This window comes from Streptomyces sp. NBC_01314, assembly GCF_041435215.1.
In the GTDB taxonomy this organism is placed as follows: domain Bacteria; phylum Actinomycetota; class Actinomycetes; order Streptomycetales; family Streptomycetaceae; genus Streptomyces.
The window spans coordinates 2,391,536-2,404,773 of sequence record NZ_CP108394.1; the positions used below are offsets into that span (position 1 = coordinate 2,391,536).

The 13,238-nt window shown below is 72.2% G+C and carries 13 protein-coding genes; 7 read left to right on the top strand and 6 right to left on the bottom strand.

All coding sequences use genetic code 11. The annotated features are described in order from the left end of the window. Positions 1 to 4: 4 nt before the first annotated feature. The gene (locus OG622_RS10565; protein WP_371575140.1) at positions 5 to 493 is read right to left on the bottom strand and encodes a hypothetical protein; all 489 of its coding nucleotides are present in this window, start codon (positions 491 to 493) and stop codon (positions 5 to 7) included. A gap of 163 nt (positions 494 to 656) precedes the next feature. Between OG622_RS10565 and OG622_RS10570 the strand changes: the two genes are divergently transcribed. Beyond that, a complete protein-coding gene (locus OG622_RS10570; protein ID WP_371575141.1) occupies positions 657 to 1,430 on the top strand; it encodes an MBL fold metallo-hydrolase in 774 nt (257 codons plus the stop codon). A gap of 34 nt (positions 1,431 to 1,464) precedes the next feature. Continuing rightward, positions 1,465 to 2,079, top strand: a complete 615-nt coding sequence (locus tag OG622_RS10575) for a DedA family protein (protein WP_371575143.1) — start codon at positions 1,465 to 1,467, stop codon at positions 2,077 to 2,079. 93 nt (positions 2,080 to 2,172) lie between these two features. Here OG622_RS10575 and OG622_RS10580 read toward each other — a convergent pair whose 3' ends face one another. From OG622_RS10580 to OG622_RS10595, 4 genes are all read right to left on the bottom strand, one after another. Beyond that, positions 2,173 to 3,294 (bottom strand): MBL fold metallo-hydrolase, encoded by a 1,122-nt coding sequence (locus OG622_RS10580; protein ID WP_371575145.1) that lies wholly within the window; start codon positions 3,292 to 3,294, stop codon positions 2,173 to 2,175. A gap of 232 nt (positions 3,295 to 3,526) precedes the next feature. Then, positions 3,527 to 4,744: an aminotransferase class I/II-fold pyridoxal phosphate-dependent enzyme gene (locus OG622_RS10585; RefSeq protein ID WP_371575147.1), complete on the bottom strand. Its 1,218-nt coding sequence runs from the start codon at positions 4,742 to 4,744 to the stop codon at positions 3,527 to 3,529. Between the two features lie 318 nt (positions 4,745 to 5,062). Then, on the bottom strand, positions 5,063 to 5,725 hold the full coding sequence (locus OG622_RS10590; protein ID WP_371575148.1) for a hypothetical protein: 663 nt from the start codon (positions 5,723 to 5,725) through the stop codon (positions 5,063 to 5,065). A 413-nt stretch (positions 5,726 to 6,138) separates the two neighbouring features. Continuing rightward, the gene (locus OG622_RS10595) at positions 6,139 to 6,933 is read right to left on the bottom strand and encodes an RNA polymerase sigma factor SigF (RefSeq protein ID WP_371575150.1); all 795 of its coding nucleotides are present in this window, start codon (positions 6,931 to 6,933) and stop codon (positions 6,139 to 6,141) included. A gap of 232 nt (positions 6,934 to 7,165) precedes the next feature. Between OG622_RS10595 and OG622_RS10600 the strand changes: the two genes are divergently transcribed. Next, positions 7,166 to 8,980 carry a thiamine pyrophosphate-requiring protein gene (locus tag OG622_RS10600; protein ID WP_371575152.1) on the top strand — a complete coding sequence of 605 codons (1,815 nt, stop codon included), beginning with the start codon at positions 7,166 to 7,168 and terminating at the stop codon, positions 8,978 to 8,980. 60 nt (positions 8,981 to 9,040) lie between these two features. Here OG622_RS10600 and OG622_RS10605 read toward each other — a convergent pair whose 3' ends face one another. Continuing rightward, the gene (locus tag OG622_RS10605; protein ID WP_371575154.1) at positions 9,041 to 9,172 is read right to left on the bottom strand and encodes a hypothetical protein; all 132 of its coding nucleotides are present in this window, start codon (positions 9,170 to 9,172) and stop codon (positions 9,041 to 9,043) included. 165 nt (positions 9,173 to 9,337) lie between these two features. Between OG622_RS10605 and OG622_RS10610 the strand changes: the two genes are divergently transcribed. The 4 genes from OG622_RS10610 (at position 9,338) to OG622_RS10625 (ending at position 13,216) form a co-directional block, all read left to right on the top strand. Next, positions 9,338 to 9,784 (top strand): DUF2795 domain-containing protein, encoded by a 447-nt coding sequence (locus tag OG622_RS10610; protein WP_371575156.1) that lies wholly within the window; start codon positions 9,338 to 9,340, stop codon positions 9,782 to 9,784. A gap of 90 nt (positions 9,785 to 9,874) precedes the next feature. After that, positions 9,875 to 10,294, top strand: a complete 420-nt coding sequence (locus tag OG622_RS10615; RefSeq protein WP_371575158.1) for a CBS domain-containing protein — start codon at positions 9,875 to 9,877, stop codon at positions 10,292 to 10,294. A 274-nt stretch (positions 10,295 to 10,568) separates the two neighbouring features. Continuing rightward, positions 10,569 to 11,111: a type 1 glutamine amidotransferase domain-containing protein gene (locus tag OG622_RS10620; protein WP_371575160.1), complete on the top strand. Its 543-nt coding sequence runs from the start codon at positions 10,569 to 10,571 to the stop codon at positions 11,109 to 11,111. Beyond that, on the top strand, positions 11,111 to 13,216 hold the full coding sequence (locus OG622_RS10625) for a catalase (protein ID WP_371575161.1): 2,106 nt from the start codon (positions 11,111 to 11,113) through the stop codon (positions 13,214 to 13,216). The genes OG622_RS10620 and OG622_RS10625 overlap by 1 nt, the downstream gene beginning before the upstream one ends. The last annotated feature ends 22 nt before the right edge of the window (positions 13,217 to 13,238 follow it).

The window sequence follows — 13,238 nt, forward strand, 5'->3', positions numbered from 1 at the left end:
CGGCTCAGCGGCCGTCGTACCCCGCCGTCGGCATGGACAGGCGGCGGTGCACCTGGGCCTTCATCTGGGCGTCGTAGGCGGGTTCGGCGCGGCCGACGGTCTCGACGCGGATGCCGCGGCGGGCGCACTCGGCGGTGAAGTCGTCGACGGAGGCGAGGGCGCGTTCGAGGACGCGGCGGCTGGGGGCGACGAAGAGGTCGACGAGGCCGGCGTCGACATCGGCCCACAGGGCGCAGTGGTCGGGGCGCAGACCGCGTACGAGCAGCTCGCGCGTCACCACGTATCCGCGCTCGGTGGCCCAACGGGCGCACATGGCGTGCTGGCTGCGGGAGTCGACCAGGAACGGATCCGCCTCCAGTTCCTCGAGCGGCGTCAGGCTCGCTATGGCCGCGACCCGCACCACGGCGTCACACCCCGCGGCCCCGCCGCGCCCCCGAGCCGCGTCCTGGTACGCCACTCCGAAGCCGCCGCTCCGGTCTCCCTCGTCGCCCATGGTGTCCCCCTCACCTCCGGGTCCCGGGGCCCCTCCGGCGGTTCAAGCCGCGGACGTGGGGCCCGGTACGCCTGCCCACGGCATGATCCGCCGGACAGGCCCAGGCCGCAGACCCTACTCCAGCCCGTAGGCTCGGGGGAGTAGCGCGAAGGAGGCGAACGGAGTGCCGGTGGAGATCACCTGGTGGGGTCATGCGACCTGCACCGTGGAGGACTCGGGTACGAGGGTGCTGACCGACCCCCTGTTCGCACGCCGGCTCGCACATCTGAGAAGGCGCCGGGGTGCGCCGCCCCCGGCGAAGGCGGCGGTCGCGGACGTCGCGCTGGTGTCGCATCTGCACGCCGACCATCTGCACGTTCCCTCGCTGGCCCGGCTCGCCCCCGGCACGCGGCTGGTCGTGCCGCAGGGCGCGTCGCGCCAGGTGCCGGGGCTGCGCAGACTGGCGCATCTACAGCTCTCCGAGATGGCGGCCGGGGACGAACTCGGCGTCGGTGACCTGGTCGTACGTGCCGTGCCCGCCCGGCACGACGGGCGGCGGCTGCCCGTCGGGCCGCATCGTTCGCCCGCGCTCGGCTTCGTCATCGAGGGCGCCGCGCGGACGTACTTCGCCGGGGACACCGGGCTGTACCAGGCGATGGCCGAGGAGGTCGGGCCGGTCGACGTGGCGCTGCTGCCGGTCGGCGGCTGGGGGCCGTACCTCGGCGAGGGACATCTGGACGCGGGGCGCGCGGCGGAGGCGCTTGCGCTGCTCGCGCCCCGGAGCGCGGTGCCGGTGCACTACGGCACGTACTGGCCGTTCGGCATGGACGCTGTGCGCCCCCATGAATTCCACGCCCCCGGCGAGGAGTTCGTACGCCTTGCCGCCGCACGCGCTCCCGAAGTGACCGTGCACCGGCTGGGACACGGGGAGAGCGTGCGACCGGAGGTGGCGCGATGAGACACCGGCCGGCACGGGTCGTGGAGGAAGCCCGGTGAGCGTTCTGGCCGCCGTGAGCACTCCCCTGCCGTACGCGTCCACACAGCAGGCGATCGGCTATCCGACGCTGTTCCTGCTGGTGTTGGTCGGAGCCCTGGTGCCGGTGGTGCCGACCGGGGCGCTGGTCAGTTCGGCGGCCGTGGTGGCGTTCCACCAGGCGGCGCCGTTCGCGCTGCTGCTGGTGTTCGTGGTGGCGTCGGTCGCCGCGTTCCTCGGGGACATCGCGCTGTACTGGCTGGGGCGGCGCGGGATGGGCTCCAGGAACGGTTCGCGGTGGCTGGAGGCGATCCGCCGCCGGGCTCCGGAGGACCGGCTGACGCAGGCACAGGCGAAGCTCGACGACCACGGGGTGGCCGTCCTGGTGCTGTCCCGGCTGATGCCTGCCGGGCGTATCCCGGTGATGCTGGCCTGTCTGATGGCGGAGATGCCGCTGCGGCGGTTCGCGCGGGGGAATCTGCCGGCGTGCCTCGCGTGGGCCGTGACGTATCAGTTGATCGGCATCCTGGGTGGGTCGTTGTTCAAGGAGCCGTGGGAAGGGGTGTTGGCGGCGGTCGTGTTGACGTTGCTGATCAGTGTCGTGCCGAGTGTGTGGCGGCGCGTCGTCCGGTGAGGACACGATGTCCGGTGAGGACGCGCCGTCCGGTGACAGCTCGGGGCTTGGTGCGCTTCGCGGGCCGCGGCTGCGTCGGGCGTCTCGGCCGGTTCAGTCGAGTAGGCGGGAGGCGCCGATCGGCAGGTCCCACAGGCTCTCCCGTGGCAGGCCCGCCGCCTTCCATGCCTCCCGCACCCGGGTCAGCGGTTCCAGGACCGGTTCCGCCGACAGGACGAACGTGGCCCAGTGCATGGGGGCCATGCGGTGGGCGCCCAGGTCCTGGAAGGCGCGGACCGCTTCCTCCGGGTCGCAGTGGACGTCGCTGAGCCACCAGCGGGGGTCGTAGGCGCCGATCGGCAGGAGGGCGAGATCGATGCCGGGGTAGCGGCGGCCGATGAGGGAGAACCAGTGGCCGTAGCCGGTGTCGCCGGCGAAGTAGAGACGCTTGCCGTCAGGTGCCGTGAGGACCCAGCCGCCCCACAGTGAGCGGCAGGTGTCGGTGAGGGTGCGCTTGGACCAGTGGTGGGCCGGTACGAAGTCGAAGCGGACGCCGTCGAGTTCGGCGGCCTCCCACCAGTCCAGCTCGGTGACCCGGCCGAACCGGCGCCGCCGGAACCAGCGGCCGAGTCCGGCGGGCACGAAGACCGGGGTGTCGCGCGGGAGTCTCGCCAGGGTGGGGGCGTCGAGGTGGTCGTAGTGGTTGTGGCTGATGACGACCGCGTCCACGCGGGGCAACGCGTCCCAGCCGAGGCCGACGGGGGTGACCCGGGCCGGGGTGCCGAGGATCCGGCAGGACCAGACGGGGTCGGTGAGGACGGTGAGCCCGCCGATCCGCACCACCCAACTCGCGTGCCCCGCCCAGGAGACGGCGACGGTACGCGTGCCCACCCGGGGCAACGGGCCGGGTTCGTACGGCAGTCGCGGGATGTCGGCGAGCCCGTCGGCCCCCGGCCGGACCGAGCCCTCGCGGGCGAACCGGGCGAAGGCCTTCAGGCCGGGGAGCGGTGTGGTCAGCCGGTCGGCGAAGGACCGGGGCCAGCGTCGCCGCTCGCCGAGCGGTCGGGGCTCGGCGAGCGGCGGCGGCGAGAGGGGACGGGGTACGAGGGGGCGGGCGAAGGGTGCCGCGAACGGTGACCGAACCATGGACGGTGGCATGGGCGCCGGATCGCCGGTGCCCTCAGTGGTCGTCGTGGAGGTGGTCGTGGAGGTGGTCGACTCGGACTGCTGCGTCATCGAGGAGGCTCCCGTCGCTGAGCGTCGTCACGAAGAATCGTCGTCGCTGAAGGCCGCTGAGAGTCGGTGAAGGTCACTTGGAGTCGCTTGGAGTCACTGGTAGTTGCCGAGAGTCGCTGGGAGTGCTGGGAGTTGCTCGGAGTTGCTCGGAGTTGCTGGAGAACAGCGTCGTCAGGGGGTGTCGGGAGGGTCTTTGAAGGCGGGCCGAAGTTCGTCGGTCACGAGCGCCCCCTCATCGAAGACCCTCGAAAGCCGCTCCGAAGAGCGTCAACGCGCGTTCCACATGCGGGAGTTCCAGGGGGTCCGGCGCGTCGAGGGCCTGTGCGCGCTCCGCGTCGGTGGTGCCGAGGAACGGGGCGGTGGACAGCCGGACGCGCAGCGCCCCGAGGTCGTCCCCGAACCGGTGGCCGCCGGGCGCGGGCATCCCGAGCCGGGCGGTGAGGAAGTCCTCCGCCTCCTGGGCGTCACCGACGCCGTGCGCGGCGAGCGACGGGCGCAGCGGGGCCAGGTCGGCGTACAGGTGGCGTCCGGCGCGCGGTGGCAGCGAGAGCGCCCCGGCGGCCACCACGGCCCGGTGCGCGGCGGCGGCGAGGCGCGCGTGCAGGCGTACGGCGGCGGCGAGCCGTTCGGTCACGGGGGCGGGCTCGCCCAGGGCGTACGCGGCGGCCGCGGCGACCGGGGTGGCGACCTGGGCGCCCAGGGCGGTGAGCACGTCGAGGACCCGGTCGCGCAGCGCCGTACCGTCCCCGGTCGCCGGAAACCGGGCGACGGCGGCCGGCCAGCCCGGCGGCAGGAAGGGTCCGGCGAGGTCGGTGACGACGGTGACCCGGTCCGGCAGCATCTCGGCGGGACTGAAGAGCACGGTGTCGTGCGGGTCGTGCACGGTGTCGCGCCAGGTCTCGTCGCTGACCAGGTGCAGCCCCTCCCCCGCGGCCGCCTCCATGGCCTCGTGCACCAGTTCGGGCGGGGCCACGGTGGCGGTCGGGTCGTCGGCGACGCACAGCACGAGCAGCCGGGGGTCACCGCCCTCGGCCCGGATCCTGCGCACGGTCTCCAGCAGCGCGTACGGGTCCGGCACACCCCCGCACTCGGCGGGCGTGGCCACATGGAACACGGATCTGCCCAACGCCCGCGCCTGGGGCTCCCACCAGGCGGCGCACGGCCGGGGGAGCAGGACGTCGCCGCCGATCGCGGCGGTCAGCGCGAGGAGGAGGGCGGGGGCACCGGGGGCGGCGACGGCCCTGTCCGGTGCGGTGGGCAGTCCGCGCCGGTCCCAGTAGCCGCAGGCTGCGTCCAGGAGGGCGGTGTCACCACCGGGCGGGACGGCGTGGGGACGGCCCGCGGCGGCGGAGAGCGCGGCGGCCAGTTCGGGCAGCACGGGCAGGCCCTGAGCGGGAGGGGGTGGGCCGTAGCGGACCGGCCCGTGCCCTTCCGGATCCGTCCGCCGCATGTGTGCCTCCGCGCAGTCGTGGTGCGTTGTCCGGCGCCTCACCCTCCGGGAGCGCTCCGGGATGCCGGGGCGTTCCGTCGTGCCGTGAGTGTGTGCGCCGTCGTCCCGTGAGTGTGCGCCGCCGTGCCGCGGACGGCGTCGTACGCACCCTCGGCCGGTCAGTACCCAGGCTCACGCGCCCCAAGGGCACCCGTACGGGTTGAGCCGGTCACAGCGGCCACGTGTCCGGGCGTTCGCGACCGCGGCCCACCGCGACTCCAGCCGTCCGCGGTTCGACCCGCCGCGACCGCTGGTTCGGCCGACCAGGGGTCCGGCCCGTCACGGCGTCCACCGGTCCCGGCGGCGCAGTCGGTGGACGGCCGCGCCGAATGCTCCCGCGATGAGGAGGCCGCCCGCGACCATGGCCGGGACGGAGTCGGTGAAGGCACCGCCACCGCCCGCGTGGACTCCGCGCTGAACCGGCGCGGTGGGGTGGGTGGGCTGGTGGGACGGCTGACGCGTCGGGTCCTTCGTCGGCTGGTACGTCGGCTGCCGTGTGGGGAGCTGCAGGGCGTTGTCGCCGAGGGCGACGTCGAAGGCGGCGCTCCACTGTTTGCCCTCGCCACCCGCGGCCGCCGGGCACAGGCCGTCGACGCCCCACTCGGTGGCGGCGTCGACCGCGTCGGCGCCGGTCTCGAAGTCCGCGGCGGGCGCGATCTTGGCGGTGCCCTCGTAGGAGGGGCCGCCCGCGGAGTCGTCGTTGCCGGGGAGGCGCTGCAGCTTGACGGTGCCCTGTTCGAAGGCCTGTGAGCTGGCGTCGATGGTCTCGGGGGCGGTGCCGCCGGTCGGGTCGCAGGAGACGGAGAACGTGAGTGTGCCGCCCGGTTCGACGGAGTGCGGGTTCGCCTCGGCCGCCGGGTCAGCGTGGGCGGGCGGGGCGGGGGCGCCCAGAACGGCACCGATCAGGGCGGTGGCGGACAGGACACGGGCTCTGCGGCGCATGGGCGGGGCTCCTTCGGCCGACTCAGGCGGACGGGGCACGACCGCCGTGCCCCGGGTCCATCAGAGCGCCGGGCCCGGCGGGGCGCGCGCCGCCGGGCACCATTAGCGGGACACCGGGCCGCCGACCGGGTGACCTTGCCCTTGTCCGGGTTGCTCCGTCGCCCTTCTCGCGCCCCCGAGGCGGAGCCGCAGACACAGCCCCACGCCCGAACGTGACGTGTGACCTCCCTGCCGACGGTGCCCCTGCCGGCCCCGGACGGCAGGGGCAAGGCCGTGCTGACCCTGTTCCGCTCAGGAGCCCGCACGCGCCGACGTGGCCTTCTCGATGGCCGAGGCCCCAGGCGATGGACTCGATGTCCCGCCATATCGCGCCGGTCATTCGGCGCCCTGCCCAGGAGCTCTGCCCAGGAGCTCTACGCGACGTCCCTCATCACCTGGTCGCGCAGCCGGTCGCAGCACCGGCTGATCAACCGCGACACATGCATCTGGGAGATCCCCAGCTGTTCGGCGATCCGGCTCTGCGTCATGTCGCCGAAGAACCGCATGTACAGAATGGCCCGCTCCCGCTCCGGCAGCGCGGCCAGCCGGGGCTTCACGGCCTCCCTGTCGACCACCGTGTCCAAGGCAGGATCCGCGGACCCCAGCGCGTCGCTGAGCGAGTACCCGTCCTCGCTGCCCGGCAGCTCCGCGTCCAGCGACAGCGCCGTGAAGCTCTCCAGGGCTTCGAGCCCGACCTGGACGTCCTCCTCGCTCATGTTCGCGTGCTTGGCGATCTCCGCGATGGTGGGCCGCCGCCCGGAGATCGTCTGGGACAGTTCCTGATTGGCGAACCGCACGCGATTACGCAGGTCCTGGACCCGGCGCGGCACGTGCAGGGTCCACATGTGGTCCCGGAAGTGCCGCTTGATCTCACCGGTGACGGTGGGTACCGCATAGCTCTCGAAGGCGTTACCGAGCTCGGGGTCGTAGCGGTCGACGGCCTTGACCAGGCCCAGCGACGCCACCTGGCGGAGGTCCTCGTAGCTCTCACCGCGGCTGCGGAACCGTCCCGCGAGCCGTTCGGCCATGGGAAGCCACGCTTCGATGATCTGTTCACGCAGAGTGTCCCGCTGCTGACCGGGGGGAAGCGAGGCCAGCTTCCGGAACGCCTCCGTGGTGTCGGGGGCGTCGTCGTGCGGATGGTGCTTCGCGTTTGCCTGAGTACGCATGGTGCGTCGCAACTCCCTGGATGGTGCTCTGGGATGGACGGTCACCGTGGGGGCGGGGATGTGCACAGGGGACAGCACACCCGTGATGGAAACATCGCCTCGTCCACGGACGTGCCTCCTGTCCGAAGCACTGCAGTGCGCTTGCCCCGGATCATGCGCGGCAAACACCCGCAGGTTTTTCCTCTCCCCCGCGGGTGACTCGCTCGGGAGATCACACCCCGGGAGGTCCAGTATGAACACCACGGTCGCCGATCACATCTTGCGAAGGCTGCGCGAATGGGAAGTCGAACAAGTATTCGGCTACCCGGGCGACGGCATCAACGGGCTGCTCGCGGCCTGGGGACGGGCCGAGGACCGGCCCCGGTTCATCCAGTCACGGCACGAGGAGATGTCCGCGTTCCAGGCGGTCGGCTACGCGAAGTTCTCCGGGCGGCTCGGAGTGTGCGCGGCGACCTCGGGTCCCGGCGCGATCCATCTGCTCAACGGTCTGTACGACGCCAAGCTGGACCATGTGCCGGTGCTGGCGATCGTCGGCCAGACACACCGCAGCGCGATGGGCGGCTCGTACCAGCAGGAGGTCGACCTGCACACCCTGTTCAAGGACGTGGCCTCGGACTTCGTCGAGACGGTGACCGTGCCCGAGCAGCTGCCGAACGTCCTCGACCGGGCGATCCGCACCGCGTACGCCCGCCGGGCGCCGACGGCTGTCATCATCCCCGGGGACGTGCAGGAGCTGGAGTACTCGGCGCCGACCCACGAGTTCAAGATGGTCCCGTCCAGCCTGGACCGCGGTTCCTGGACGGCGGTGCCTTCGACGGAGTCGGTCGAACGGGCCGCCGAGATCCTGAACGCCGGGGACAAGGTCGCGATCCTCATCGGGCAGGGCGCCGCCGTGGCCCGCGCCGAGGTCGCGCGGATCGCCGAGCTGCTCGGCGCGGGCGTCGCCAAGGCGCTCCTGGGCAAGGACGCGCTGAGCGACGAACTGCCGTACGTCACCGGCTCGATCGGTCTGCTGGGCACCCGCCCCTCCTACGAGCTGATGCGCGACTGCGACACACTGCTGACCATCGGCTCGTCGTTCCCGTACTCGCAGTTCCTGCCGGACTTCGGCAAGGCACGGGCCGTACAGATCGACATCGACCCGCACATGGTCGGGATGCGCTACCCGTACGAGGTGAACCTGATCGGGGACGCGAAGGCGACGCTGGAGCGGCTGATCCCGCTGATCGATCCCGAGCGGGGCCGGGAGTGGTACGACGAGGTGTGCGCGGGCGTGGCGCGCTGGCGCGAGGTGACGGCACGGCGGGCGGAGCTGTCGGCCGACCCCATCAATCCGGAGCTGGTGGCCCACACCCTCGACGCGCTGCTGCCGGACGACGCGATCATCTGCTCGGACTCCGGTTCGGCGGCGAACTGGTACGCCCGGCACATCACCATGCGGGACGGCATGCGCGGGTCGCTGTCGGGGACGCTGGCGACGATGGGCTGCGGAGTGCCGTACGCGATCGGCGCGAAGTTCGCGCACCCGGACCGTCCCGCGATCGCCCTGGTCGGGGACGGAGCGATGCAGATGAACGGCATGGCGGAGCTGATCACGGCGGCCAAGTACAAGGACCGCTGGGAGGATCCGCGGCTGGTGGTGGCCGTCTGGAACAACCACGACCTGAACCAGGTGACGTGGGAGCTGCGGGCGATGGGCGGGGAACCGTCCTTCCTGCCCTCGCAGGAGCTGCCGGACGTCCAGTACGCCGCCTTCGCGCGCTCCCTGGGGCTGACCGGCATCCGGGTGGAGGAGCCCGAGGACGTCGAGGCGGGCTGGCGGGCGGCGCTGGCGGCCGACGGTCCGGCGGTCGTCGAGTTCCTCACCGACCCTGCCGTGCCGCCGATCCCGCCGCACGCCACCTGGGAGCAGATGGAGTCCACGGCCGCCTCGATCCTCAAGGGCGACGCCGACCGGGGGTCCATGGTCAGGCAGGGCTTCAAGGCGAAGGTGCAGGAGTTCCTGCCGGGCAACCGGGAGAAGGACAAGGGCGGCAGGCGGTCGTAGACGGCCGGAGCTCGCGTCCGGTGGCCCTGGACACCGGACGCGAGCTCCGCCGTCACCCGTTCAGCGGATCGGCACGGCCTGTTCCGGCCGGTCGGCCCGCTCCATGGGTGGCAGCACCATCTCCTCGTAGCGGCCCAGCGCCAGTACGACGCCGAGCATCAGCAGCGGAATGATCACAGCGACTACCGCCATGAGCCCGGTCCTTCCCCAGGGAATGTGCGGTGAGGGGTGTCTCGCCGGGTCTCCCCCGCGCGGACGGGCAAACCCGGGCGCCGAACGGAATCGGGTGGGCCGCGTCCGTGTCGGCCCAGGGTCTTCGGGTACGCGGGGGGCCACCAACCCATCTGGAGGGGAGTCATGCAGCGAGGCAGCAACCGGATGAGCGCCCACCGCGACGACGAGATGAAGCACGAACTGCAGGGGTTGCTCCGTTCGGGGCACCCCACCCGGACGGAGGAATGGCACGACCCGGAGCCGTACGCCGAGGACGACCCGGAGGTCACGTACGGGCCGGTGACGCCGAGCCGTGCGCCCGCCCGGGTGGAGGCGCTGCGGCTGGAGCTGGGCCGGGTCCTGGGCCGTACGTCCTTCCCGGCGGGCCCCGCCGAGCTGATGCGTGTGCTGCGGGACCGGCACGCCCCGGACGGGCTCGTGGAGCCCCTGGAGCGGCTGCCGCGCAAGGAGCGCTACGACTCGGTGCACCGGCTCGCGGAGGCAGTGGTCCACGCCCAGGATGAGACCGACGGCGGTGCGTCGCGGCCCCCGGCGGGCGGCAGGGAACCCGCACACGACGCAGACACATAGGCCCCTGCTCGCGGGTACCGCGGGCAGCGTCACGCCGATGTCGGCGTGCCACCGCCGTCGGGGCGGAGCGACAGAAGGACCGGAAAAGCCATGGCCGAGTTCGTGAGGGAAGTCATGACGCCAGGTGCGGTGGCGGTCCGCCCGGACGCCTCGCTCGTCGAGGCGGCGCAGCTGATGCGGGCCCAGGACATCGGGGACGTGCTCGTCTCGACGGACGAGCAGGTCATCGGGGTCCTGACCGATCGCGACATCACGCTGCGCGCCGTCGCCGAGGGCGCGGACCCGCTGACGGTGAGCGCCCAGGCCGTCTGCACCCCGAACCCGGTCGTGATCGGCCCGGACGACGCGGTGTCCACCGCCGTCGCGCTGATGCGCGACCACGCGATACGCCGGCTCCCCGTCGTGAAGGACGGGGAGCCGGTGGGCATGGTCAGCCTCGGCGACCTGGCCGTCTCGCAGGACCCGGGGTCGGCGCTCGCCCACATCAGCCGGGCCGAGCCGGACACCTGACCGGGCGGGGCCCCGGCCTGAGAGGGCGGCCCCCGAGTCCGGCCACGACCCGACGGACCGGCCCGAGCAGGCCCCGACCCGCGAGACCGGCCGGGTACCGCCCCCACCTGACGGGACGGCCCGGAGTACCTCAGCTCCGCTGTCGAGCACGGCATGTACGTGCCGGACCCGTCGGACCCGGAGCTGCACATCCTGCGGGTGGTGGCCCGATGAGCGACGGAACAAGGCACGGAACAGGACACGGAACAAAGCAAGGAAAGGAGACTGAGCAGCCATGCGTATCGCATTCCTGACCGCACCCGAGGGCGTCGAACAGATCGAGCTGACCGACCCCTGGCAGGCGGCGAAGAACGCCGGCCACGAGCCCGTGCTGGTGTCGACGAAGCCCGGCCGCGTCCAGGCCTTCGACCATCTCGACAAGGCGGACACGTTCTCCGTGGACGCCGTGGTGGGCGAGGCTCCGGCCGAGTCGTTCGACGCGCTGGTCCTGCCCGGCGGGGTGGCCAATCCGGACTTCCTGCGCATGGACGAGCGGACCGTGCCGTTCGTCCGGGAGTTCTTCGAGCGGGGCCGCCCGGTCGCCGCGATCTGTCACGCGCCGTGGACGCTGATCGAGGCGGACGTGGTCCGCGGCCGGGTCCTGACCTCGTGGCCGAGCCTGCGCACGGACATCCGCAACGCGGGCGGCACCTGGGTCGACGAGCAGGTCAGGATCTGCGACCACGGCCCCAACAAGCTGGTCACCAGCCGCAGGCCGGACGACCTCAAGGCGTTCTGCGAGGCGTTCCTCGACGTGTTCTCCCAGGAGGCGGCCTGATGAGCTCACCCATGGACCGCAAGCGAGAACAGCGTGAGGCCGCCCACCCGGACGACCCGGCGTCGGGTCCCCTCACCACCGACCAGGGCGTGGCCGTCGACCACACCGACGACTCCCTGACCGTCGGCGAGCGCGGGCCGACCCTGATGGAGGACTTCCACTTCCGGGAGAAGCTCACCCACTTCGACCACGAGCGGATCCCGGAGCGGGTCGTCCACGCACGGGGCGCGGGCGCCTACGGCTACTTCGAACCGTACGAGTCCTGCGCGGAGTTCACCCGCGCGGCCTTCCTCCAGGACCCGTCGGTCCGCACCCCGGTCTTCGTACGGTTCTCGACCGTGCAGGGGCCGCGCGGCTCGGCGGACACCGTGCGGGACGTGCGCGGCTTCGCCACCAAGTTCTATACGTCGGAGGGCAATTACGACCTGGTGGGGAACAACTTCCCGGTCTTCTTCATCCAGGACGGCATCAAGTTCCCGGACTTCGTGCACGCGGTGAAGCCGGAGCCGCACAACGACATCCCGACGGGCGCGTCCGCGCACGACACACTGTGGGACTTCGTGTCGCTGCAGCCGGAGACACTGCACGCGATCATGTGGCTGATGTCGGACCGGGCGATCCCGCGCAGCTACCGCATGATGCAGGGCTTCGGCGTGCACACCTTCCGCTTCGTGACCGCCGACGGGCGGGGCACGTTCGTCAAGTTCCACTGGAAGCCGAAGCTGGGCACGCACTCGCTGGTGTGGGACGAGGCGCAGGAGTGCCAGGGCCGGGACCCGGACTTCAACCGCCGGGACCTGTGGGACACGATCGAGGCCGGCGAGTACCCGGAGTGGGAGCTGGGCGTCCAACTCGTGCCGGAGGAGGACGAGTTCGCCTTCGACTTCGATCTGCTCGACGCCACGAAGCTCATTCCTGAGGAGCAGGTGCCGGTACGGCCGATCGGCCGCATGGTGCTGGACCGCAACCCCGAGAACTTCTTCGCGGAGACGGAACAGGTCGCCTTCCACACCGCCAATGTCGTGCCGGGCATCGACTTCACCAACGACCCGCTGCTCCAGGCCCGCAACTTCTCCTACCTGGACACCCAGTTGATCCGCCTCGGCGGCCCCAACTTCAGTCAACTGCCGGTGAACCGCCCGGTCGCCCCCGTACGCACCAACCACCGCGACGGCTACCACCAGTCGGCGGTCCACGGCGGCACGAACTACTTCCCGAACTCCCTCGGCGGCGGCTGCCCGGCCCACGCGGGCGTCGACCCGCACGCCTACACGCACTACGCCGAACGCGTCGACGGCGCCACGATCCGCCGCCGCAGCGAGAGCTTCAAGGACCACCACAGCCAGCCCGCCATGTTCTGGAACAGCATGGCGCCCTGGGAGAAGCAGCACATCGTGGCGGCCTTCCGTTTCGAACTCGGCAAGGTCGGCGCCCTCGCCGTCCGCGCCCGCACGGTGGAGCAACTGGCGAAGGTGGACCCGGAGTTGGCGTCCGAGGTGGCGAAGGGCGTCGGCGTACAGGTCCCGACGGACGCCGAGCCGGTGCCGTACAAGCTCACCTCCCCCGCCCTCAGCCTGGAGTCCCAGCGCGGTCCCGGTTCCATCCGGACCCGGCGGATCGCCGTCCTCGTCGCCGACGGCGTGGACGCGGGGCAGGTGACCGGCGTGCGGGAGGCGCTGGCGGCCGAGGGGGCGATCGTCGAGGCGCTGGCGGCCCGGGACGGCACCGTGCGTGGCGCTGACGGCGCGGAGTACACCGTGGACCGTGCCCTGCCGACGGTGGCGTCCGTCCTCTATGACGCGGTCCTTCTCCCCGGCGGCCCTGTCGCCACCCCGGCCCTGTCGACCGACCCCGACGCCATGCGCTTCGTCCGTGACGCCTATCGCCACGGCAAACCGATCGGCGCCCTCGGCTCCGGCGTGGGCATCGTCGCCGCCCTGCGACCCGAGGGCGTACGCCTCTCCTCCGAGTTCCACCATGTGGTGACGGACCGGGGCGTCGTGACGGACACGGCCCAGGGCAGGGCGAGCGAGGACTTCACCAGGGAGTTCGTGGCAGCGATCGCATCCCACCGCCATGGGAACCGCCCACCGCCCGGCTGCTGACGACGACCGCCGAAGGGCCGCG